Raw genomic sequence first — 23755 nt, 5'->3', positions numbered from 1 at the left:
CATTAAATTTGTAAAAACTACGTTCAATCTATTTTAATTAGTTATGCGTTTAAACTTAATTATATTGTTTTTAATGATAGCCAGTAGCCCCGTGTGGGCCCAAAAATGGCAGCCCGGCAATTTTACCGATGTTAAAGGTAACCGTACCGTTGGTATGGTGCGCGTAAACCCCGGTGGCAAAGGCCCTATAAAAGACGAAGGGTTCATTGAGTTTAGGGACGACCCGAAGGCCAATCCTTATAAACTCAGCGCAAGTGATATACGTAGTTTTGTAGCGGGTAAGGATAGCTTTGTAGTTGCCCACGCCCCGCAAAATGAAGCGTGGAGTAAAGAAGAAACCGATTTTGTACAGGTGGTATTAGATGCGCCGCTAAAACTTTATATGGCTAAAGGTGGTACCGGCAGCGGTAGTAGCGGCGTGCATTTTTCGCCAGGAGTATCTGCAGGTTATGGTACCGGCGGTTACGGTGGTGGCCTGGGTGGCGGTGTTGGTATTTCCCTGGGAGGGGGCGGTGGCAACGGTGGCGGCAAAAGCGGCAAAACAGTTTACTACTACGGCGAAAGCACTGCCGAAATGAAACGCCTTACCGATGATAACTTTGAAGATATTATGGTTGAGGTTATGGGCGATGAGGAACAGGTGGTTGACAATATCAAAGAGCATAAATACAATCTCCGTAATATCGATAAGCTGCTTGATTATTATAATAAAATGATAGCATCGCACACCGGCGCGAAACCCTGATTAATGTTTTGTGGTCGCCAAAACACGATTATATATAAGAAACAGCCCGGACATCCGAATTGGATATCCGGGCTGTTTAGTTAAAACCAGTTTATACGTTAAAATAAACCATTATTAATTTTTTGTTAATAATGTATACAAAACCCGTAGAAATTATCATATTTAAAAAAATAAGGTTAATATTTTATTAAATCATTTAAAAAAGTATCTTAGGGCTTGCATAATTGTAAAACAGTAAAACAAGCCTATTGAAAACAATTACCCGAAGAGATTTTTTAGGAAAAGGTGCCATGCTTGCCGGTGGCGCATACCCGGCAATGATGGCTTTAGGCTTGTTAAAATCGGCCCCCGCACATGCTTTTAACCTGGAGGGCACCGGTAAAGGGAAACACGTCATTATTTTAGGCGGTGGTCTTGCCGGTATGACCAGCGCTTATGAACTTACCAAATTAGGCTACCAATGTACTATCCTTGAAGCCCGTCAGCGTGCAGGTGGGCGTTGTTGGAGCATCCGTAATGGCAGCACCAACCTAGAGATTGATAAACCCATGGCTACTGCTAAGTTTGACGAAGGGCAGTATTTTAACGCCGGCCCTTCACGTATCCCGCACCATCATGAACTTACCCTGCATTACTGCAAGGAGTTGGGGGTGCCTTTACAGGTTTACAATAACGTTAATGAGGGCGCTTATTACTTTGCCGAGGGTAAAGGGCCGCTGAGTAACAAAAAGATTAAGGTACGCGAAGTACATAACGACATTCGTGGTTACATGACCGAAATGCTGGCTAAAAGCATCGATCATGGAAGTTTGGATGGCAGCCTTACCAAAGAGGACGGACAAAGGATCATTGAATACCTGCAGGCCGAAGGTGGCCTGGATGTAGATAAGTTTTATAAAGCATCAGCAAGGCGTGGTTACACCCGAATCGCCGGGGGCGGGGGATAGGCCTGGAAAAATTGCCGATCCGCATAAACTGGCGGATATTATTCACTCCGGTTTGATGGACCCGGATTTTTATAACGTGGCCGAATATACTTACGAACTGCAAATGACCATGTTTCAGGCCGTTGGCGGTATGGATCAGATAGCTAAGGCGCTCGAAAAAAAGGTAGCACCGATGTTAAAAATGGGTGCCGAAGTAACCGCCATTAACAACCTGGCCGAAGGTGTTCAGATCAAATACAAAGATGTCCTGGGCGAACACTTACTCAACGGCGATATGTGCATTTGTACTTTACCATTGCCTGTATTGAGCAACATCAGCAATAACTTTTCAAGCGATGTAAGCAGGGCTATTGATTATATCGAATACATTAAAACCGGTAAAATTGGCTTACAGTTTAAGCGTAGGTTTTGGGAAGAGGATGAGCATCTTTACGGAGGTATTACGCACACCAACAATGATTTAACGCAGATATTTTATCCGTCTTATGATTATTTAGGGAAAAAGGGTATCTTAATAGGATATTACAATTTTAACGAAAAAGCCCAAAAAATTGGTGCTTTAAATTATGCTGAAAGGGAAAAGTTCGCCCTTGAAAAAGGGAGATTGATCCATCCGCAATATGATAAGGAGTTTGAAAGTTCTTTTTCGGTAAGTTGGCATAAAACAAAGTACAATTTAGGCGGATGGGCGGTTTACAATACCGATACCCGCAAAACCCAATACCCGGCGCTGTTAAAACCCGATAAGCAGGTATACTTTGCAGGCGAACATCTTACTTATTTAAATGCCTGGATGGCTGGCGCCTTTGAATCGGCCCGCAGCACCGTAGCCGCGCTACATGCCCGGGTAACAGATGGCAGGGCATCGTACCCGATGGTAAAATAAGCGGGGAAGAGAATTAAGAACCAAGAGTCAAGAATTAAGACAGCTGCAGGAAAAGGTTTTTGAAGTGGAGTATCAAAATAGAATTTTAACGATAATAATTCCAGCTAACTAACAATATTGTAAAGAATAACCATCATGCGTCTTGGCTCTTGATTCTTGACTCTTGATTCTAATTTAAAACCACCATGGCAACAAACTCACTTAACCGCAGAAACTGGATTAAATCCAGCGCATTTATGGCCGGGGGACTGGCCTTCTTTTCGGGAACTATCAGCAAGCTGGCCGCGATGCCTGTTGCCAAAAAACTGGTCCCGATGGCCAAACGCTTTACCGATATGGATGCTATTGCAGATGCTCCACCGGTATTAAAGGCGCGCTTGCTGGCTAATGAAAATCCGTTTGGTCCGTCGCCGGCTGCTAAAAAAGCAATCCAGGATGCTATCGATCTGGGTTATCAGTACCCTATGCAAAGCATGGGAATGCTTTATGATAAAATCGCGGCTTATGAAGGGATCTCTTCAGGCAATATATTGATGGAATCTGGTTCGTCGCCCTTACTGCTTGCGGCTGCCATGTATTACAGCAAGGGTGGTAAAAGCATCATCACCGGCGATCCATCATATGACGACCTGCCATCACATGCCGAAAGATTAGAAGGCAAATGGATTAAAGTGCCGCTAACTACCGATTATAAGCTCGACCTTGATGCTATGGAAGCGAAAATTGATGCCAACACAGGTTTGGTCTACATCTGTAACCCTAATAATCCTACCGCTACTATATTAGATACAGCCAAACTAAAAGCATTTTGCGAGCGTGTATCTAAAAAGGTAACCGTATTTGTTGATGAAGCTTATATCGATTACCTGCCCGATCCCAAAGGTTCAAGTATGATAGATACGATGAAGGCTAGTAACAATATCATTGTGGCGCGCACATTTAGTAAATTGTATGGTTTTGCAGGCCTGCGTTGTGGTTACATCGTATCCCAGCCAGAAACTATCAAGGTTTTATCTAATTATACAACAGGTTTCTCATTATCGGCAACAACCATCGCTGGCGCCCTTGTTGCTTATCGCGAGGAAGCATTTTTAAAACAGGCGTTAGAGAAAACACTGGCCTCAAAAGAGTATCTGTACTCGGTACTGAAAAAAGAAGGCTACGAATACATCCCATCGTCGGCCAACTTTGTGATGTTCCCCTTAAAAATGGGCAGCAAAAAGTTTGTGAGCGAAATGATGAAACGCGGTGTTGGCGTACGCAGCTGGCAATTTAACGGCAAAGAATGGTGCCGTGTAAGCATCGGCCGGATGGACGAAATGGAAGCCTTTGCAGACGCGTTTAAACAACTGTCTTAAGAAAGAATCAAGAGGTTAGAATCAAGAGTTAAGACAAAAAATCTTGATTCTAACCTTTCAGTAGCCTCGTTCCAACAAACAAAATCCCAGATATTAATACAACATAACAAATATCAATCGCAGAATCGGTTTCAAGCGCTTTCAGGAAAAAATCTTGATTCTTGACTCTTGATTCTTGACTCTTTTCCCAATGCGCAAATTAACTCTAACTCTACTTTTATCATCTTGCATTTATTTAGGTAATGCTCAAACCGCTGCGGTAAACCCAAGGCCGCTTACCATGGATGAGTATACCAAGGCACAGGGCTATACCATTGCCAATCTTGACCAGGATACCTACGTTAAATTTGATAACGCGTATGTGCTTGACAGGTATGAAAACCGCAAGCCTTACTTCATTACCGGATCGGATGGCTTAAAAAAACGTATCGATCTGTATAAACTCATCGCCAAAGAGGGCATGCAGGAAATTGGCCTGATGATATTTTACACCAACGAAAAAGGCAAAATGTACAAGGCTTTAATGCCTGATTTTACCGCCGATGCCAAAGTTTGGGAAAAATACTTTTTAGATATTGATAACATCAACAAAGAGGAAACCAATTTTATCCTGAAACTATCGTATGTGCTTTCAAAAGAAATGAGCTTTCAGCAATATAAAATGCTGAATGGCGGCAAGGATATGAAAGAAGAATCGGCTACTTATGGTAACGATATTTGTTTCCCCGGTGATGAAATGGTTACCATGGCAGGTGGCGGTACCAAAATGCTTAAAACCGTTAAGGCCGGCGATGAAGTGATCACCATCGATCCCGCAACCAACAAAAGTTCGGTGGTAAAAGTAAAAGAACTAACCACACACGATGCAAAAAACTATGCGCTGACACGATTGGTATTGGTATCGGCAGTGGTGAAAGATACCAAGGCTGGCCAGTTCATTAATCTTAACTCCAAAGTGTTACAGGCTACGCCAAACCACCCTATGTTAACCAAACAAGGCAGTCAAAAAATGGGCGAGATTAAAACCGGCCAGGAAGTACTTTGCCTGAATGAAAAAACCGGCAAATACGAAGCTTTTACTGTTCTTCAAAAAACAGAAAAAGGCGGCGGCATTCAAAAGGTATACAACATTGTAGCCGATGGCGGCAGCACACTGTTGATGAATGGTGTTATGGTGATGCAGAAGTAAAAGGCCAAGAGCCCCTCCAAGCCTCCCCTGAAGGGCAGGCTTAAAAAAGATCACCTATAGATAGAAGCAAAACAACTATCTTGCGCGCTAATCAAAAAACTCCCCGTTGGTTAACGGGGGCTGGGAGGCCTCATGGCAATAAAAACAACTGTTATAACCGGAGCCACATCGGGCATAGGCGAGGAAACCGCGCTGGCATTGGCTAAAGAAGGGCATGCGCTTTATTTACTGGTGCGTAATATTATTAAGGGCGATGAACTCCAAAAACGCCTTATTACCGAAACAGGCAACAGCCAGATTTATGTACTAAAGTGCGATTTAGCCGATTTACAAACTGTAAAGGATGCAGCTGCCGAGTTAACAGGTAAACTGTTTGCAATCAATATATTGATCAATAATGCAGGTGGCGTTTTCCAGGAGCGGGAGTTAAGTAAGGATAGGTTTGAAATGACTTTTACTACCAATCACATAGGTCATTTTTTGCTAACCAATAGCCTGATGCCGCTACTACAAAAAGGGCAGGCGCGTGTTATTAATGTAAGTTCTGAAGCACATAAAATTGGTGTGCCGCAATTTGATGATCTGCAATGGGAACAATCCTATAACGCCTGGAAAGCGTATGGGATGAATAAGCTGTTCAATATCTATTTCACCCAATCGTTGGCGTCAAAATTTGGCAGCACGGGTATTCTTGCTTTTTCGCTGCATCCGGGTGTGGTAAGTACTGGTTTCTGGAATGAGTTTAAGGGCGTTAAGAAACTACTGGTGGCATTAGGCAGATCATTCTTCATGATCTCGGCAAAACAAGGTGCAGAAACCACGGTATTCCTGGCGACAGCACCACGACTTGATAAATATAATGGCAGCTATTTTAAAAAGAAAAAGGTAGCAAAAACATCGACCCTTGCTACAGATACCGCCGCACGTGATAAGCTATGGGCCATCAGCGAAAAACTGGTAACCAGGTAAATACAGTATACCGCATTGTATCTGAAAAATTACCTGTGGTTGGAGCATTTAAAAGTTGTAACATTCAAAGTTAATATCTACATTAGATGACTTAAATATGACAATTATGCTGATAAACAAAAAAATGTTAGTCACGCTGGGTTTAATGTCGGTAGTTGTGCTTGGAGCCATGACTTCCACAACACCAAAACCTGCTGATGAAGGTTGGAAAAACCTTAAAGTATTGCCTAAAAATATTACAAAAGATCAGCTTCATGAAGTGATGGAAGAGTGGGAGCATTCATTGGGTGTGCATTGCAATTTTTGCCATGTACGTGATGAAGCAGCCAAGCAAATGGATTGGGCAAGCGATGCCAAGCCAGAAAAGCAAATGGCACGTGATATGTTCAAGATGATGGATAAGATCAATGATAAATATTTTCATGCTAAAAAAGATTCGTTAGGTATGGTGATGAAAGCGGGTGTTAATTGTAATACCTGTCACCGCGGTGTTGCGCATCCAGAGGTAACCGTACCTGCGGGTCGCGGCCCTGGTGGCCCTCCTCCGGGCGGTCCGGGTATGCCTCCGCCTCCGGGTATGGCACCGGCTGGTCAGCAAGGGCCTCCGCCAGCGGGTACTCCGGCACCAGATAAAAAGGAATAATTGCCCATAAGGTAATTTTAAAACCGCTCTTAATTAAAAATTAAGGGCGTTTTTGGTTTACAATAGGTGAAAAAACGGGGTAAATACGGGTGTTTTAACCCTTTTTGTAGGGTGTTTGCCCAAAGTTCATTATAAATTCATGATTTATGGTTAATTTAGTTGTAAATAATACCCCTAATTAAAACAACTACACTATGACAGCCGATATAGGTACAAAATCAGGTATCGACAATGTAACCCGGATGAAACCGCTTGTTAATCAGCAGGAACTGCGTTGTCGCGGTTGCGCCGGTAGTCTGTCCCGCATAAGGCGCGGGCTATTTGTAAGAACCTTTTTTTCGTGGTTGCCTCTTAAGCATTATGTTTGTTATCGCTGTAACCGTAAAACGTATCGTTTAGATAAAAGAGCATAAGTGTAAGCCGCTTAACTTAAGGTGTGGCGTATTGTTGTTCATCTTTTCAATCTTCCCTAAAAATTCCTGTTGCCAAGCCGTTAAATCAATTACATTTGTTTTATGCAAAAGATATTGATTGCCAATCGTGGTGAAATAGCCTTAAGGGTAATGCGTTCGGCGCGGGAAATGGGTATTAAAACTGTTGCTGTTTATTCAGATGCAGATAGGGATGCCTTACACGTACGCTATGCCGATGAGGCTGTGCATATTGGTGCGGCCCCTTCTAATCAATCATATCTTGTTGGTGATAAAATTATAGCGGCCTGTATTAAAACAGGCGCGGAGGGCATTCATCCAGGTTACGGTTTTCTGAGCGAAAATGCCGCTTTTGCAAAGCAGGTACATGAAGCAGGCTTGATACTCATTGGTCCATCGCCGGAGGCTATGGAAATAATGGGTAATAAATTATCTGCAAAAGCTGCGGCCTTAAAATATAACATCCCCATGGTTCCGGGGACGGAGGAGGCTATTACCGACGTTGCAGAGGCTAAAAAACGGGCTGTCGAGGTAGGCTTTCCTATTTTGATAAAAGCCGCCGCAGGCGGCGGCGGAAAAGGCATGCGCATTGTTGATGGGCCTGATGATTTTGAGGAACAAATGCAGCTGGCCGTATCAGAAGCTACCTCGGCCTTTGGCGACGGATCGGTTTTTATTGAACGTTATGTATCATCTCCCAGGCATATCGAAATCCAGGTTTTAGGCGATAACCATGGCAATATAGTACACCTGTTTGAGCGCGATTGCTCCGTACAGCGCAGGCACCAAAAAGTAATTGAAGAAGCTCCATCTAAAGTGCTTACACCGCAAATCCGTGAGCAAATGGGCAAATGCGCTGTTGATGTGGCCCGTTCTGTAAATTATACCGGCGCGGGCACGGTGGAGTTTATTATGGATGATAACCTTAACTTTTATTTCCTGGAGATGAACACCCGCCTGCAGGTTGAGCACCCCGTTACCGAATTGATAACCGGCATTGACCTGGTGAAAGAGCAAATTAATATTGCCCGTGGCTTACCCATAAGCTTTAAACAGGAAGATTTGCAGATAAAAGGCCACGCGGTTGAGTTGAGGGTTTATGCCGAAGACCCCGCCAATAATTTCCTGCCGGATATTGGCACTTTACAAACCTACATTACGCCTAAAGGCCCCGGTGTGCGGGTTGACGATGGCTTTGAGCAAGGTATGGAAATCCCTATTTATTACGATCCCATGATTGCCAAGCTGATTACCTATGGTAAAGACCGGGATGAAGCAATAGAACGCATGATAAGGGCCATAGATGAGTATCAGATTACCGGAATAACCACCACGCTTGGTTTCGGAAAATTTGTAATGCAGCACGAGGCTTTTACATCTCGCAATTTTGATACCCACTTTGTGAAAAAGTATTTTACGCCCGATGTATTGCAAACAGGCAACGCCGATGAAGCAAAAATTGCCGCTATATTGATGGGACATTTGTTAGGTGCGCAAAAAATAGCCAACTCGACAACCGCGGTTGCTGAAAATAGTAACTGGGTAAAAAACAGGAGCCGGTTGTAATTACAGCAGTTCGGTCAGTTGGCTAAAAGTATCTATGGTGGCTACCATTCCATCGGCTACTACGCCAAAACCATAACTGGCAAAAATGAAAGGCGCGCCTGCTTTGGTAGCTGATGTGTAATCGCCCATGGTATCGCCAACGTAAACGGGTGCTTTAAGCTGATGGTCGTTTACAATATCTTTAATATTATCAGCCTTAGGGTTGCCTTTTGTGCCAAAACACTGATGCCCTAAAAAATGGGGATGCATGTTATTCAAATCTAAAAACACCTCAATGTAACCGCTTTGGCAATTGCTTACTATATATAACTTGTATTTTGTGCCAAGGTATTTCAGGGTTTGTTCAAGCTCTGGATAAAGTTCGCCGCCGCGGGTATGCAAAATTTCCAGTTCGCTAACAGCGCACAAGGCCTGCACTTCTTTGCGCTGTTCAGTGTTAAGGGTGGGAAACAGCTTATCAAAAATGGAATCATACGTCATTCCGGTAATTGATTTTACACGTTCAACAGTCATTTCTTCGTTCAGGTAATCAACTTTTGAAATAGCGGTTTGCCAGGCCAGGGCAACGTTCGCGGTGCTATCCCAAAGGGTTCCGTCTAAATCAAAAATTATACTGTCGAATTTGTTTTTTAGTGAAGTATCCATGCTGGCGGCAAAAGTAAGGGTTTATTTTGCCCTGAAGCAAATGGAATACACTTATTTTGTATTTAAAAGAAATAACAACAGAATGTAAAATACACGCCAATTAACATGGTGAGTTTACAAATAGGTTAAATTTGCTTAAAGCATTACCCAAAGCTATAAAATATTGAATACTAACCGCCCGCCCAAAAATACCATAAACCAGGTTACTTTAAAGGAACGATTTGAAGCGCTTAAAAACCTGCCGGCTTTTTTTAAGCTGGTACGGCAAACCAGCCCATGGATGACGGTAGTTAACGCGCTGTTACGAATTGCCCGATCTGCAATGCCCCTCGGTTTGTTATACGTTGGTAAGCTTATTATTGATAAGGTAGTTTTTATAAGCCACGCGCCCGTTAAGGATTTAACCCCGCTTTGGGAATTGGTTGGGCTGGAGTTTGCATTGGCTATACTTACCGATGCTTTGAGCCGGGCTATTACGCTTATGGATAGTTTGCTTGGCGATTTGTTTAGCAACCACACTTCGGTAAAGATTATGGAACACGCGGCAACGCTTGATCTTGATCAGTTTGAAGATTCGGTGTTTTATGATAAACTGGAGCGGGCCAGGCAACAAACGGTAGGGCGCACTATACTACTGTCGCAGGTGATGAGCCAGGTACAGGATTTGATCACCATGGGCTTTTTAGCCGTTGGCTTAATGACTTTTAATCCATCGCTGATAGTTTTATTATTGATAGCCATTATCCCGGCTTTTTTAGGTGAATCGTATTTTAATGATCGCAGCTACGCGCTCACCCGTGGTCAAACACCAGAGCGCCGCGAGTTGGATTATATCCGATACCTGGGTGCCAGCGATGAAACGGCTAAAGAGGTTAAGATCTTTGATCTTTCGGGTTTCATCATCAACCGTTTTAAGGAATTATCCGGCAAGTTTTATGACGATAACAGGCGCCTAACTATTAAACGATCATTATGGGGAACTTTTTTTGCCATGCTGGGCAGTTTAGGATACTACGGTGCTTATGTGGTAATCATTTACAGAGCAGTAAACGGTAGCGTTACTATTGGCGAACTTGCTTTTCTTGCAGGTTCATTCCGGCAATTACGGGCTTTGTTAGAAGGTATTTTAACCCGTTTTACAGCGGTATCGCAAGGGGCAATATACTTGCGCGACTTTTTTGAGTTTTTCGAGATCGAGCCTAAAATAACGATGGCTGCAAACGCATTGCCTTTTCCTAAAGTTATACAGCACGGTTTCACCTTTGAAAATGTTGGTTTCAGATATATTAACTCCGAAAGATGGGCAAACCGCTACCTGAATTTTACGCTTTACCCAGGCGAAAAACTGGCACTGGTAGGGGAGAACGGTGCAGGTAAAACCACCCTTGTAAAATTACTGTCGAGATTGTATGACCCTACCGAAGGGCGGATTTTATTAGATGGTATCGACTTGCGCGAGTATGACCTTGCCGATTTGAGACTTAATGTTGGTATTATTTTTCAGGATTATTTGCGGTACCAGATGAGCTTTGCTCAGAATATTGCTGTAGGTAAAATAAGCGAGGCCGAAAACCGCCCTCTGATAGAGAACTCGGCGCGTCAGAGTCTGGCCGATGTATTGGCCGCCAAGCTACCCGGTGCCTATGATCAGCAATTAGGAAAGCGCTTTGCCGACGGTGTTGAACTATCTGGTGGCGAATGGCAAAAAGTAGCCTTGGCACGTGCTTACATGCGCGACGCTCAGTTGCTGATATTAGACGAACCAACATCGGCATTGGATGCCCGTGCTGAATTTAATGTTTTTGAGCGTTTTGCCGAGCTAACCAAAGGCCGGTCGGCGGTACTCATTTCCCATCGTTTTAGTACCGTACGTATGGCTGATAGGATATTGGTTTTGGAAAAAGGCCAATTGATAGAAATTGGCAGCCATGAAGAATTGCTGCTTAAAGGAGGCCGCTATGCCGAACTTTTTGATTTGCAGGCGGCCGGGTATAGGTAGTTTGCAGTTTTTAGATATCAGTTTGTAGTAACTATTGCTTGGGATACTGTTATCTTAAATTCAATTATTCCTTGTTTGGGAAAAACTAATTTCAATCTAAACCTAATTTTCTTGAAGATTGCGTAAAAATACGCACGATTTTGGGTGAAATCCCCGTATGTTTTTTAAACATGAAGCCTTATCTTTGAAGTAACATTTAGTTAACACCTAAGTGTACACTTAATACCCCTATCACTATGAAACTTTTTTACCATTTTTTATTTTTTGTATGCGCCTCGCTCATTTTGATCGCATGCGCCAACATGTTTGCTTCCGACAGCAAGAGTCAGGCACAAACAGATGAGTTTACTTCGCCCAGGTCAGACGGCAAAAGCACTGAAGATACTGTTGTGGCTGTTACTCAAACCAGCCCGTTTATCCTTACCGGATTAAAAAGAGCAGCATCTATAGAATTAAACATGGGCTTTGAGTTTGAGCAAAACTGCGCAGTCAAAACGTATAGTTACCTGTATCAGTTTCAAATGGCCATGAATCATTTAGAATCGCCCCAAAAGTTCAAATAAAGTCAGTTAATTTTAGTTTAATTTAGTTAGGGAACAGTTGCAAGCAGCCATTACAGTAATGTAAGGGCTTGCTTGTTTTATGGTGCCGCTAAATACAGCTCGGGGTTAAAATTTAAAACGCCCCAAAGTGAAAAATACGGTTAGCAATGGGATTGCTAACAAAAAGTACGCTTTTGCTAATTGAACGTTATCGGCATTACCAAGTACAAATACCCTGTACATATCGGCTTTTATGGTGTTTAGTTTCGTTTTCATAACTCAAAAAATTAAGTCCGGTAAATGTGAACTGTTATAATTTTGACGAAAACAAATACGCGGGGTTTAACCGGTTATAAATTATCCTTACTCATTTCGGGATGGTAATGCAAGCCTGGTGTAAGCCAGTGTAATAAAGCCACCCTTGAATACCTGAAGTTAAAAGGAGACAATATTACAGCCACAGCCAATATAATACTGCAATATACCCATGGATTATTGCTGCCGCTCAGCACATGAATGGCCACAGCAAGTGTAACCATTTCAGCAACGTTTAAAGCATAACTCACAAACATAGCCACGTAAAAGTAGCCGGGTTCGCGCTCATAGGTTAAACCGCAATGTGAACACGTTTTATGCATCTCCTGGCCTTTAAAACCATACATGCTGTTGATAAATAAATCGCCACGACGACAACGGGGGCATTTGGCGTGTACTATGGCAGGCCAGGCTGCCAGTTTGTATTCTTTATTTTCCATGATCGTATCCATAATTTTAATTTTTTAATATCTGTTTCCTGAATTCTTCGGGATTGATGCCTTCTGCTTTTTTAAAAAATTTGGTAAAGTAAGAGTTATCGCTAAAGTTTAGTTTAAGTGATATCTCGCTGATACTCAGTTTGGGGTTTACCAACATCCGTTTGGCTTCCAATAAAGTACGGTTGCGGATCAACTCCCCTGCCGAAAGCCCTACAAGGTCTTTACAAACCGCGTTAAGATGATTTGGGGTGATGTAAAGCAGTTCGGCGTAATCCTTTGGTAGTTTAATATCTATATAATGCTGCTCTATTAAATTTTGATAGTTTTTAAGCAGTGTTTGGTTGTAAGTAGGTTTAATGCTCACATCCGGATTGGCATTGAGCCTGTTAATGTGAATAAACATTTGCAACATGAGTGAACGTACCATATCGCTGCCACCGGTGGCGGGTTTAATGATCTCGGTAAGGATGTTTTCTAATACCGTCCTCACCATGTTGAAACTATCCTTAGGCAGGTTGATAACGGCATCTTTCAAACTCCCGCTAAAAAATGAAAAGTTATGCAGGTACGCGGGTTGTAATACAAACGACTGGATAAAATCCTCAGAAAAATTAATGATATACCCATCTGTAAAGCCTTCAAAATGCCAGGAGTGTACCTGCCCCGGTATCATAAAATAAATTTGACCGGGTGTTACCTCAAAGCTTTCAAAATCAATAGTATGGCTGCCGCTGCCTTCTGTAAATAACACCAGGTGGTAAAAAGAGTGTCTGTGCGGAAAAAATAGCTTTTTGTGCGAATCGAGATAAGGAGCAAACCGGCTTACTAACAGGTCGTCCTGCCTAACGTCAGACAGGGAACAAATATCATAAACCGGAATGCTTTGCATCATGCCTCAAAGTTATATACAATACCATTACACTAATGGTACTATTGCAATAATGAATGGTACTATTTACTGATTAGTGTAAATAACTATATCAAGCCGAAGTTGCCGGCAACCATATTGAAAAAATCTTCGTTGTTCATTTGTTTCCAGGCGTCGTACAAGCCCTCCGCGTCTTTACCGGCAAGGTAACGAAGCTGATCTTTACCATCGGTGGCGGCTTTGTAAATCACGTCTGCAATCAAATCGGGTTGCGAATAGTTGGGGCGTCCTTTATCAAACCCTTCCCAAACCTTGGCCAGGGCGGCATCATAATCCGTTACCTCGCCCTCTTTAATGGTAGTATGGAGTGATCTGGTCACAAAATCGGTTACCACACCGCCGGGCGCTACCACTTTTACTTTAATATTAAATGGCATCAACTCATATTTAAGCGATTCAGAAAAGCCATCCAAACCAAACTTGGTAGCATGGTACAGGCTGTTAAATGGCAAGCCCACCAAACCGCCTATAGATGTAACGTTTATGATAACCCCGCTTTTTTGCGCTTTCATACCAGGCAGTACCGCTTTAATGGTGCGGAAAACACCAAATAAATTGGTGTTAAACTGTTTCATGATATCCTCATCGCTAACCGGCTCCAAAGGCCCAACAAGGCCGTAGCCGGCATTATTTAGCAATATATCTATCTGTCCAAAATCGGCAATGGCGTTGCTGATGGCACTATTTACACTTTCGGTATTGGTAACATCAAGCGTGTATAGTTTTATGTTTGGGTGCGCTTGTAGTTTATTCTGCCCATCGGTGTTGCGCATGGTGGCTGCAACCTGCCAGCCTTTATTGGCAAAAAACAGGGCAGTAGCGTTACCAATGCCTGTTGACGCCCCGGTTATTAAAATGGTTTGTTTCATAATACAATTTTACAGAAACAAACCCCTAAAAAGAGCTGCAAGTTTTACCCGATTAAAAAATTAACAAACCACTGGCATAAAACTACTATTTAACATTTGTCCATTTCTGGATCACGTTTTCCAGCCGTTCAAAGGTGAAGGGTTTACTTACAAAATCTTTCATGCCTGCCATGGTGCATTCATTTTCATCTTCGCTTAAAACGTTGGCAGTCATGGCAATAATGGGCGGCGCGCTTTTGCCGTGTTTTTTGATAATGCTGCGGGTAGCTTGCAGTCCATCCATTTCGGGCATTTGTATGTCCATAAAAATAAGATCGTAGGGCTGCTTATCAAGCATGTTAATGGCATCCACACCGTTTTCAGCAATATCAATGTTATAGCCAACCTTTTTAAATATTTTGCTGGCTATCAATTGATTCATTTTGTTATCCTCTGCTAACAGGATTTTTAGCGGCCTGTATTTGAAAGCTTCTTTATTATCTGGCTCAACCAATGGTGTGGTTTCCGGGCTGGTTACCTGCAAGGGCAGCGTAAAAATGAACAACGATCCCTGCGCTTCCTTGCTAATGGCCCAAATTTTACCATCCATCAATTCCACTAATTTTTTACAGATAGATAAGCCGAGGCCTGTGCCGCCGTATTTGCGCAACGCGGTTGTGTTCACCTGGGTAAATGGTTTAAACAATTGTGTTAATGATTCCTGGCTAATGCCGATACCATCATCCTTTACATGGAAACTGATATTTTGAATCCCATCTTTTATTTCTGATCCTTTTACGGTTACGGTAACATTGCCTTCATCGGTAAACTTAATGGCATTACCTATCAGGTTAACCAAAATTTGCTGTACCCGGCCTTCATCAACCTTAACAAATTCGGCTACGTTATCGTCAATAATGTAGCTCAATATAATTGGCTTATGCTGGCTGGTAATGCCAGGCATGCTGATGTCAATAATGGTTTTAACGCAGTGCCTTATATTGGTAGTAACCGGGGTAATCACCAGTTTATCGGCCTCTATTTTTGAAATATCAAGTATATCGCTAATAATGTTGATGAGGATGTGGCCACTTGACTGTAAGGTTTGTAAAAGCTCCTGCTGCTCATGCGTAAGTGAGGACCGTGACAGTAACTGCGATGCCCCGATAATGCCGTTTAAAGGCGTGCGTATTTCATGGCTCATATTTGCCAAAAAGTTTGATTTAGCAAACGTTGCCGCCTCGGCTTCCTCTTTTGAGGCACGGAGTTGCACTTGTGATTGCTGTAATTCCTCACTTTTTTGAATGAGGCTGCTTTTATCGGCTTCGTGGCTTTTTTTGATGAAGCCAATTAGTAAACCTACCAATACAATGTTAAGTATGGCAGATGAAATAAGGTCCTGCTCATTGGCCGATTTATCACCCGCGCCTTTGATCCAATCGGGGTGTGCTTTTTCTAAATAATAGCAGGTAATAAATGAGGCTGCTAATAAACCTATAAAAATATAATGGTAGCGTTGTTTTACAAGCAGGGTGATTAATACGATCAAAAATATACCGATCTGCGTTGTTGAGCCATGTAGGCCTCCATTAAAAAACCAGCCCGGGAAAATGGCCGCGATACCCATACCAATGTATACGTACACCACGCTCTCCTTATATCCTATAAATCTGCTTTGGTAATATGCGAAAGTTGAAAACGAAATAATGAATGCATTGGCCAATATTAAACCCAAGGGAAACCCCAGCGAAATATTAACCACCATTGAAATAACGCTGTTTAGTGCAATAAATAAAGAGACAGCGTTAAAAAGTTTGTTTTCGAGCGATAAAGCTGGATTGCCATAACCTATAATTCGTTTTAGCTTTTCCATTTAATACAAAAAATTAATTATACAGATAGCCTTTACGTATAAATGAACAAAAAGGATAGGTTAATTAAGGGATTTTTTTTGATAAAAAACGATTTATTTGCTCAAACGGTCAAATAGTTACGTTTAATTGTTTAATAATTAAATTTGAGGAGATTGCTAATTATTAAGCAATAGGTAGTATTAAAAGAGCTAATTGGAGTAGGGAGGGGAAACCAAAAGAGCGCAACTTTCAAAGCGCGCTCTTTTAATCAAAAATTAATATGCACTGGCTGCGGTTAAAACCTCGATAGCCTCATTGTTTAATTGTAAAGTGGCGGCTTGTGTAAGTTCCTGTAGCTGGTTTAAGCTGGTTGCGCTCACAATGGGCGCCGTTACACTTGGCCTTGCAATGAGCCAGGCCAAAGCTACAGCCGCGGGCTTGGTTTTGTATTGGGTAGATACCTCATCAAGCGCCTTTAAAATGCGGGTGCCTCTATCGCTAAGATATTTTTTTACCATAGCCCCACGGTTAGTACCTTCCAAATCCGCTTCAGAACGGTACTTGCCGCTTAAAAAACCGCTCGCGAGCGAAAAATAGCTAATTATACCTAAGTTTTGCTCCCTGATGAATGGCTCAATAGTGGTTTCGTATTTTTCCCTGTCAAAAAGGTTATACTCCGGTTGCAGGGTTTGGTAAGCGGCTAAACCTTTTTCGCGACTTACTTTTAAAGACTCGTGCAGGCGTTCGACAGAAAAGTTTGATGCGCCTATGGCTCTTATCTTGCCATCTTTTATCAATTGATCAAATGCCCGTAAGCTTTCTTCTACGGGCGTCTCCGCATCATCAAAATGAGATTGATATAAGTCGATATAATCGGTCTGTAATCGTTTTAAGGAGTCCTCGGCGGCCTTAATGATATAGTCTTTTTTAAGTCCCTTTTTATCAGCGGCTAACTCCCCGCCAACCTTGGTTGCAATAATTACTTTATCGCGCTTGCCGCTTTGTTTAAGCCATTTGCCAATCTCGGTTTCAGATTCGCCGCCCTGGTTGCCAGGCACCCATTTTGAGTATACGTCGGCGGTATCTACCGTATTAAAACCGGCATCTAAAAAAGCATCTAAAATAAGGGCGCTATCGTTGCCTTTAACCGTCCATCCAAACACATTGCCACCAAAAACCAAAGGCGCTGTTTTTATGCCCGATGAACCTAATTCACGCTGTTCCATAGTATCAATTATTAAAAATTACGTATAGATAGAAGCCTCGGATAGCGAGATTTGTTTGTCAGTACATTGAAATATTGATGTTACATTTTAGATAGGAGTCCTCGCCATAAAAGCCAGCCGCAAAAAAAATCTGCACATCTGAAACCTAAGAGGCTGTTTAAAAAACCTATAAAAGCCGTCATTTCGAGTTTGTAAATCCAGGGACTCTGAAAGTGAAATGACAACATCAAAAAAATGGGGTCATGCTGAGCCTGTCGAAGCGCGCGGGCGAAGGCCTCTGCGCGCGAGTCGTCGACAGGCTCAGACTGACGGCCCTCTTTGTTTTTTACAACTTGTCATGGGTAGTGGAAAAATTCCGGCGGACTCTGAAAGTGAAATGACGTATCTTTGTGCTAAGCTGTACAGTGTGGCCGATCGTGTTATAGTGCTTATTGCCTGTAGGGTAGTATGGTTCCGAAGAATTGAGTCTGAAAGTATGGTACGATCCTGTTTACAGAGATTTGTCCGATGGGTAGCCTGTCATTTTTTTTAACCTCTTCGGGTACAGCTTTATATAATCAAGGCATCACGCATTTGTACCGGGGTGCCCTAATCGATAATTATTACCGACGGATAGTTTTTTGGCTTTTTTTTAAAAGTTAAACTTTAGTTAACCATCTTGAAATCATTTATTTACAATAAAATCAAGAGTAAAAACACTCAAAAAAGACGCTTTTACCCCTTTAATTACGTCATGGGTAGGCACGAAGCAATTCCCATGAGACAGATCGGCTAAGCAAATTCGCCCTGTACAGTCAGGGGTTGCTTCGTGCCTCGCAATGACGTTTAATACTTTAGACAAAGGTTGGCTTTGAACGCAGACGAAGACTCACCCGGCGAGGCTACGCCCGCCACCCTCTTCACCTGCGGTGGAAAGAGGGGTTTGAACGCTGATTACTAAGTATATCTAAATAAAATATAAACTTTTCAAACCCCTCTTTCCGGCGAAGCCGAAGAGAGGGTGCCGCGCGTAGCGCTGGCGGGTGAGTCTTCGCCGCCAGGTGATCTACGTCATTTCCACTTTCAGAGTCCCCGGATTTTATACCTCGCAATGACGCTGGGGTATAGTAGTTTTATTTAATCGTTTTTAAACAGCTTCTAACATCTACACATCTACTTCAATACACTGTCCGTCACTTTCGCAATATCGTAGCTTATTTTATTAATAAAGCCCAGTTGTTCTTTCAGTAGGGCTTCGTCGGCTGTAAGTTCGGGTTTATCGGTTTCTAAGGGCGATGCGGTTTTACCAATGTTAAAGTCAATATTGGTGCCGTGCAGCTTTTTATTGGTTTCGTTAAGCACGGCTATGTTTTTTTTGATAAGCCTTAGTGCTTCGGGGTGCGGGCGCTGGGCATTTTTTATCAGTCCGGCGGCTATGGTGCTGATGTATGACGATAAGATGTGGTTAAGCACCACAAATTTATGAACCTCTTTGATGTTGCGTTGTTTGCTTTTAGGTTCAGATGTCATGCGCTCAAACGCTGCCGATAGGTTGGCCGATTTTACATATACATCCTTTCGCGCCAGTTTATAAACGGTAATATCAATTATTTTGCCCGATATGCTTTCGGCAATGGTAACCAGGTAATTGATGTTGGCTTTTACCACTTCGCGCAATGTTTCCTCTATCATTTCAAACTCCCAGGTAGGGAAAATAAGGTAGCTTGCAATAAACGCTATAGACGAGCCTATGGTGGTATCAATGATCCTTTCCTGCGCAACATTTAAAAGCCCTACACCTAAAAATTTAAACAGGATAAGCACATATGGCGTCATGAAAATTACGCTCACCACGTAGTTTAAACGCTGAAAACTGTAAGCGCCCAGCATAAAAAACATCAGGAAAATAAACTGGGCTGTGGTATCGGGTATCAGACTCAGTATCAATATCCCTATAGCGCCGCCGCCAACGGTGCCAATCAGTCTTTGGTAGTTGCGCTGTTTTGACAGGCTGAAACCGGGTTTCAATATCACAATAATGGTTAATAACACCCAATAGCTGTGGCCGCCCTGTGCTACGGTTTTGGCCGTAATAAAACCTATTAAACAAACCAGGGCTACACGCAAGGCATGTTTGAACGCGCCCGAACTAAGTGTAAGGTTGTCGAAGAAAATATGGGGTGTGTAATCCTGGTGGGTTACAAATTGCGAGTACTCCACTTCGCCCTTAACCTCGGTTGATTTAAGCGCGGTTTTTGAGTTGTAATACGTGTAAATGTTGTTGATTCCTTCTGATAAGTTGCGCAGGTTGATGAGCACTTTTTTAAGTACCAGCGTGTTGTTTTCCTGCTGGTCTTTGGCGATGGAATCAATTTTGAGTTTTAATTTTTCAAGTTCAACATTAAAATCCATTACGTGCCGGTGGCGGGTGTTTGATAGTACAATATAGGCCACATCGTCAAGCTCATCGGCCATGTGGTGTATAATGCGGGCTATCTCGTTCAGTATGCCGGTGTCTTTAAACCTATCCCGCATCTCCCGGTAATCATAGTGGGTGGCCATAATCTGCTCAAACATATCAACCAGGTCCACAAATGTAAGTACCAGGATTCGGCTGGCCGGCGTGGATTCACGTACCATGAGCCGGCTTTTAAAAAGCATTTCGCGCACGGCATCCTGGTGCTGGCTTACCTGTATCTGTTGCGATACCAGTTTGCGGTAGTTTTCATCAATATCGCTTTCGGGGTTATAAAACTCTGCTTTGATGCGTAAAAATTTGGCTATATCCGCTACGTTTTCGCCCAGGGTTTGTTGCGCGGCCCGGTAGGGGCGAATGCCAAAGAAAACCAGGCTAAAAATCATGTACCATACACCACCCGCCAATATAGTAGCGCTATATGCAACTACCCCCGATGCCGGCAGCGCCTTATCCATCATAAATATCATGATAAGCAGGCTGCTGGTACCCACAGAAGCCGCCCGGTTACCATAAACGGTAAACATGCTGAACAGAAAAGAGAATAGTGTAATTTCTAACCCGAGCGTATAAACATTAAGCCTTGCAAAGCCCGTGGTAACAGCTACAATAAACAGGCACAGGTTACCAATTGCCATGGAATTACGTTTATGCAACACCGGACCGGGGTTGTCAATAACGCAGATGCAAAGCGCGCCCAGGGATAAGGTAAGCCCAAGGTTAAACATGCCAAATTCAAGGAGTAAAAGCGATGGCAGCAAGATACCCGCAGAAATGCGTAAGCCATCAGAAAAATACTGACTGTAGAAAAAGCTTTTGATTTCGCGGGTGTTTAGTTTCATTAATTTTTGAGGCCTTTTTTATTGAGGATAAAGCTATGATGTTTACCATAACCTATGCAAATTTTTGGTGTTGATAAAATGCATTTCATTTAACGCTTTTTTTGCGCCAAAAAAGGTTTGTAAATTTACAAAAATTAAATCTTTGGGTAGTATTTTGGTGAAAATGGCATTAATTTCATATAATCATTATAAATTATTTACTTTTTGCTGAAATTAAATTTTAGATAATTAAATTCACCCCCGGTATTGCTGGCTGACCAATACCCATCAATTTTAACCTTTCAAAATATTCGTAGTACTATGTCTTTAAATTTAAAACTCAGTCAAAGAGAAACAACTTTTAATAATGAAGTTGTTACCCGTTTTGAGTTGTACAATAGTTTGTTTCAAACCCTGCCTTTTTACCAGGTAAAGGATACGGGGATTTTGCTGCCCTTTTTTACATCGCATTGCGAAAAGGGTGCCGCGATGAATGCTTCCCCAACAGATATTATTGAAAGTTTCTTTAAAAAGTACGTGCCGGATATTGATCACCAGGAACAACTTAACCGCATGTTTCGCTTTATCCAGTACATAGAGCGCCAGGTGGTTTTGTTTGATGCTATTGAAGATTCATCGTTTAACAAAATTGGTAAGTTTGATGATACCGGTACCCTGCAAAGCTTATTACAGCAGGCCGCCATGAGCGATGAAACCCGCAAAAACATCAGCGAAAAGCTAAAAGATTTTTCGTTACGCCTGGTGCTTACCGCTCACCCAACCCAGTTTTATCCCGGTACGGTATTGGGGATCATGACAGATTTGATTGAGGCCGTAAAGGTTAATAACATTCCTGCTATTGATGTGTTATTGCAGCAGTTGGGTAAAACACCATTCTTTAACAAAACATCGCCTACGCCAGTTGATGAGGCTATAAGCCTTACCTGGTTTTTAGAAAATATATTTTACTACGCCGCTTCGGGCATTCAATCCAAATTAGAAGAGGAGTTTGAAATAGATGCCAGTAACCAACTGCTGGAAATGGGCTTTTGGCCGGGCGGCGACCGCGACGGCAACCCTAACGTAACCACCGAAACTACGAGGGCCGTTGCCAGCTATTTAAGGCAACGCTTGTTCAGATGTTATTACCGCGATTACCGCGTATTAAAACGCCGCATTACCTTCCGCGGAGTTGAAAAACCGATGGCGCAATTAGAGAAACTCATCTACAAAAATGCTAACGTTGAGCTTGATGTTAAAGACCTGCAGCCAGAGTTATTAAGTTTGTTGCAAACCATTAAACAAACGCTGGTTAATGATCATGATAGTTTGTTTGTTGATATTGTAGAAAACCTTGCGCAAAAAGTGCGTCTGTTTGGCTGCTACTTTGCAACGCTTGATTTAAGGCAGGATAGCCGCGTGTTGCGCAATGTATTTGATTACGTAACCAAACAAACAGAAACCGGCATTGTAAGCGGGTATACTGATCTGGATGAGGACGGTAAACTGGCTAAGTTAACTTTTAATGAAGTTGATTATCAGTGCCCTGAGGATGCAGATGGCTTAACAAAAGATACGCTGAATACCATCAGGCTGATGAAACAAATTCAGCACAATAATGGTGAGCGGGCCTGCCAGCGTTTTATTATCAGTAACTGCCAGCGCGCGTCTGATATTCTGCAGCTTATCGACCTGTTTTTATGGAGTGGCTGGCAAAAAGATACTTTGACGGTTGATTTTATGCCATTGTTTGAAACCGTGAACGACCTGGCCAGCGCCGGCGAAATCATGGAGCAGCTATATACGCACCCATACTATGCCGAGCATTTAAAACTGCGCGGTAACAGGCAAACCATTATGCTGGGTTTCTCTGATGGTACCAAGGATGGCGGTTACCTTATGGCCAACTGGAGCATTTATAAAGCCAAAATTGAAATGACGGCCATAGCCCGTAAGTACGGTGTTAGCCTGGCCTTTTTTGACGGCAGGGGCGGCCCACCGGCACGTGGCGGCGGCAAAACTCACCGTTTTTATGCTTCAATGGGCAACGAGATTGCTAACGAGCACATTCAGTTAACTATACAAGGGCAAACGGTAAGTTCGCAATATGGTTCTGTTGAAACCGCCAGGTTTAATATGGAGCAATTGCTAAACGCCGGGATCATATCCGGCTTGCAGCCAAACCGTAACGATTTGTTGGATGACGGGCACAAATCCCTGATATCAAACATGGCCGAAGAAAGCTATGGCTTATTCATGGCCTTACGGGCACATCCGTTGTTTATGGAGTACCTGGAAAAGTTTAGTCCGCTTAAATTATTATCTAAAATCAATATCAGTAGTCGCCCAACAAAGCGTAACGCGGCCTCGCTTAAGTTAGAAGATTTGCGCGCCATTAGCTTTGTAACTTCATGGAGCCAGCTTAAACAAAGTATCCCGGGCTTTTATGGTGTAGGTACCGCGTTAAGAAAAGTAAAAAACGAAGGTAACTGGCAACAGGTACAGGAACTTTACCAAACATCGGGTTTCTTTAAAACCATGTTGGATAACTGTATGATGTCCATGTCGAAATCCGATTTCAGGGTTACCGCTTACCTGGAGCAGGATAAAAAATTTGGGGCGTTCTGGAAAATGCTGAAGGATGAGTTTGATTTAACCCGCACCATGCTGCTTGAATTAACCAGTAGCAGTGTATTGATGGAAGAATACCCGGTTGAGCGTAAATCAATCGCCATCCGCGAAAAGATTGTATTGCCGCTGGTAATTATCCAACACTATGCCCTGCAATGCATCAATAATAATGAAGATAGTGAACTGACAGAGGTTTATAAAAAACTGGTTATCCGCACCGTTTACGGTATTGTGAATGCTGGTAGGAATTTGGCATAGAAGAAGCCCCTAAATCTCTCCGCTGGTTAGCGGAAGACTTAAAAATAAAAAGCGATGTTC

General features: G+C 42.7%; 19 protein-coding genes. 11 read left to right on the top strand and 8 right to left on the bottom strand.

Annotated elements, in window-relative coordinates:
- Nucleotides 1-43: 43 nt before the first annotated feature.
- The 8 genes from QWZ17_RS04220 (at nt 44) to accC (ending at nt 8734) form a co-directional block, all read left to right on the top strand.
- Nucleotides 44-745, top strand: coding sequence for a hypothetical protein (locus QWZ17_RS04220; protein ID WP_290303695.1), 702 nt, complete (start codon nt 44-46; stop codon nt 743-745).
- 248 nt (nt 746-993) lie between these two features.
- Complete coding sequence (locus QWZ17_RS04215) at nt 994-1692, top strand: flavin monoamine oxidase family protein (protein WP_290303694.1); 699 nt, start codon at nt 994-996, stop codon at nt 1690-1692.
- Nucleotides 1658-2578, top strand: a complete 921-nt coding sequence (locus QWZ17_RS04210; RefSeq protein ID WP_290303693.1) for a flavin monoamine oxidase family protein — start codon at nt 1658-1660, stop codon at nt 2576-2578. The genes QWZ17_RS04215 and QWZ17_RS04210 overlap by 35 nt, the downstream gene beginning before the upstream one ends.
- A 185-nt stretch (nt 2579-2763) precedes the next feature.
- Nucleotides 2764-3936 (top strand): pyridoxal phosphate-dependent aminotransferase, encoded by a 1173-nt coding sequence (locus QWZ17_RS04205; protein ID WP_290303692.1) that lies wholly within the window; start codon nt 2764-2766, stop codon nt 3934-3936.
- A 190-nt stretch (nt 3937-4126) separates the two neighbouring features.
- A complete protein-coding gene (locus tag QWZ17_RS04200; RefSeq protein ID WP_290303691.1) occupies nt 4127-5125 on the top strand; it encodes a Hint domain-containing protein in 999 nt (332 codons plus the stop codon).
- 132 nt (nt 5126-5257) lie between these two features.
- Nucleotides 5258-6094 carry an SDR family oxidoreductase gene (locus tag QWZ17_RS04195; RefSeq protein WP_290303690.1) on the top strand — a complete coding sequence of 279 codons (837 nt, stop codon included), beginning with the start codon at nt 5258-5260 and terminating at the stop codon, nt 6092-6094.
- A gap of 106 nt (nt 6095-6200) precedes the next feature.
- Complete coding sequence (locus QWZ17_RS04190) at nt 6201-6737, top strand: c-type cytochrome (RefSeq protein WP_290303689.1); 537 nt, start codon at nt 6201-6203, stop codon at nt 6735-6737.
- 515 nt (nt 6738-7252) lie between these two features.
- Nucleotides 7253-8734 carry an acetyl-CoA carboxylase biotin carboxylase subunit gene (accC, locus tag QWZ17_RS04185; RefSeq protein ID WP_290303688.1) on the top strand — a complete coding sequence of 494 codons (1482 nt, stop codon included), beginning with the start codon at nt 7253-7255 and terminating at the stop codon, nt 8732-8734.
- Here the strand turns inward: accC and QWZ17_RS04180 are convergent, their stop codons facing one another.
- Nucleotides 8735-9379: an HAD family hydrolase gene (locus tag QWZ17_RS04180; RefSeq protein WP_290303687.1), complete on the bottom strand. Its 645-nt coding sequence runs from the start codon at nt 9377-9379 to the stop codon at nt 8735-8737.
- 163 nt (nt 9380-9542) lie between these two features.
- Here QWZ17_RS04180 and QWZ17_RS04175 point away from each other — a divergent pair, with 163 nt between their 5' ends.
- Together QWZ17_RS04175 and QWZ17_RS04170 are read left to right on the top strand one after the other, a co-directional pair.
- A complete protein-coding gene (locus QWZ17_RS04175; RefSeq protein WP_290303686.1) occupies nt 9543-11378 on the top strand; it encodes an ABC transporter ATP-binding protein in 1836 nt (611 codons plus the stop codon).
- Nucleotides 11379-11614: 236 nt separating this feature from the next.
- On the top strand, nt 11615-11941 hold the full coding sequence (locus tag QWZ17_RS04170) for a hypothetical protein (protein ID WP_290303685.1): 327 nt from the start codon (nt 11615-11617) through the stop codon (nt 11939-11941).
- A 105-nt stretch (nt 11942-12046) separates the two neighbouring features.
- Here the strand turns inward: QWZ17_RS04170 and QWZ17_RS04165 are convergent, their stop codons facing one another.
- From QWZ17_RS04165 to QWZ17_RS04135, 7 genes are all read right to left on the bottom strand, one after another.
- The gene (locus QWZ17_RS04165; RefSeq protein WP_290303683.1) at nt 12047-12196 is read right to left on the bottom strand and encodes a hypothetical protein; all 150 of its coding nucleotides are present in this window, start codon (nt 12194-12196) and stop codon (nt 12047-12049) included.
- Nucleotides 12197-12270: 74 nt separating this feature from the next.
- Nucleotides 12271-12687 carry a DUF983 domain-containing protein gene (locus QWZ17_RS04160; protein WP_290303682.1) on the bottom strand — a complete coding sequence of 139 codons (417 nt, stop codon included), beginning with the start codon at nt 12685-12687 and terminating at the stop codon, nt 12271-12273.
- A gap of 4 nt (nt 12688-12691) precedes the next feature.
- Complete coding sequence (locus tag QWZ17_RS04155; protein ID WP_290303681.1) at nt 12692-13567, bottom strand: helix-turn-helix transcriptional regulator; 876 nt, start codon at nt 13565-13567, stop codon at nt 12692-12694.
- An 83-nt stretch (nt 13568-13650) separates the two neighbouring features.
- Nucleotides 13651-14472, bottom strand: coding sequence for an SDR family oxidoreductase (locus QWZ17_RS04150; RefSeq protein WP_290303680.1), 822 nt, complete (start codon nt 14470-14472; stop codon nt 13651-13653).
- Between the two features lie 85 nt (nt 14473-14557).
- Entirely contained in the window at nt 14558-16324 is a 1767-nt protein-coding gene (locus QWZ17_RS04145) for an ATP-binding protein (RefSeq protein WP_290303679.1), read from the bottom strand.
- A gap of 255 nt (nt 16325-16579) precedes the next feature.
- Nucleotides 16580-17530 (bottom strand): aldo/keto reductase, encoded by a 951-nt coding sequence (locus QWZ17_RS04140; protein WP_290303678.1) that lies wholly within the window; start codon nt 17528-17530, stop codon nt 16580-16582.
- 1152 nt (nt 17531-18682) lie between these two features.
- Complete coding sequence (locus tag QWZ17_RS04135; protein WP_290303677.1) at nt 18683-20827, bottom strand: FUSC family protein; 2145 nt, start codon at nt 20825-20827, stop codon at nt 18683-18685.
- A 300-nt stretch (nt 20828-21127) separates the two neighbouring features.
- Here QWZ17_RS04135 and QWZ17_RS04130 point away from each other — a divergent pair, with 300 nt between their 5' ends.
- Entirely contained in the window at nt 21128-23695 is a 2568-nt protein-coding gene (locus QWZ17_RS04130) for a phosphoenolpyruvate carboxylase (RefSeq protein ID WP_290303676.1), read from the top strand.
- The last annotated feature ends 60 nt before the right edge of the window (nt 23696-23755 follow it).

Source organism: Mucilaginibacter flavus, from assembly GCF_030409315.1.
Lineage (GTDB): Bacteria > Bacteroidota > Bacteroidia > Sphingobacteriales > Sphingobacteriaceae > Mucilaginibacter > Mucilaginibacter flavus.
Note: the sequence above shows the minus strand (reverse complement) of the source record. Positions and strands in the feature narration are given on the sequence as shown.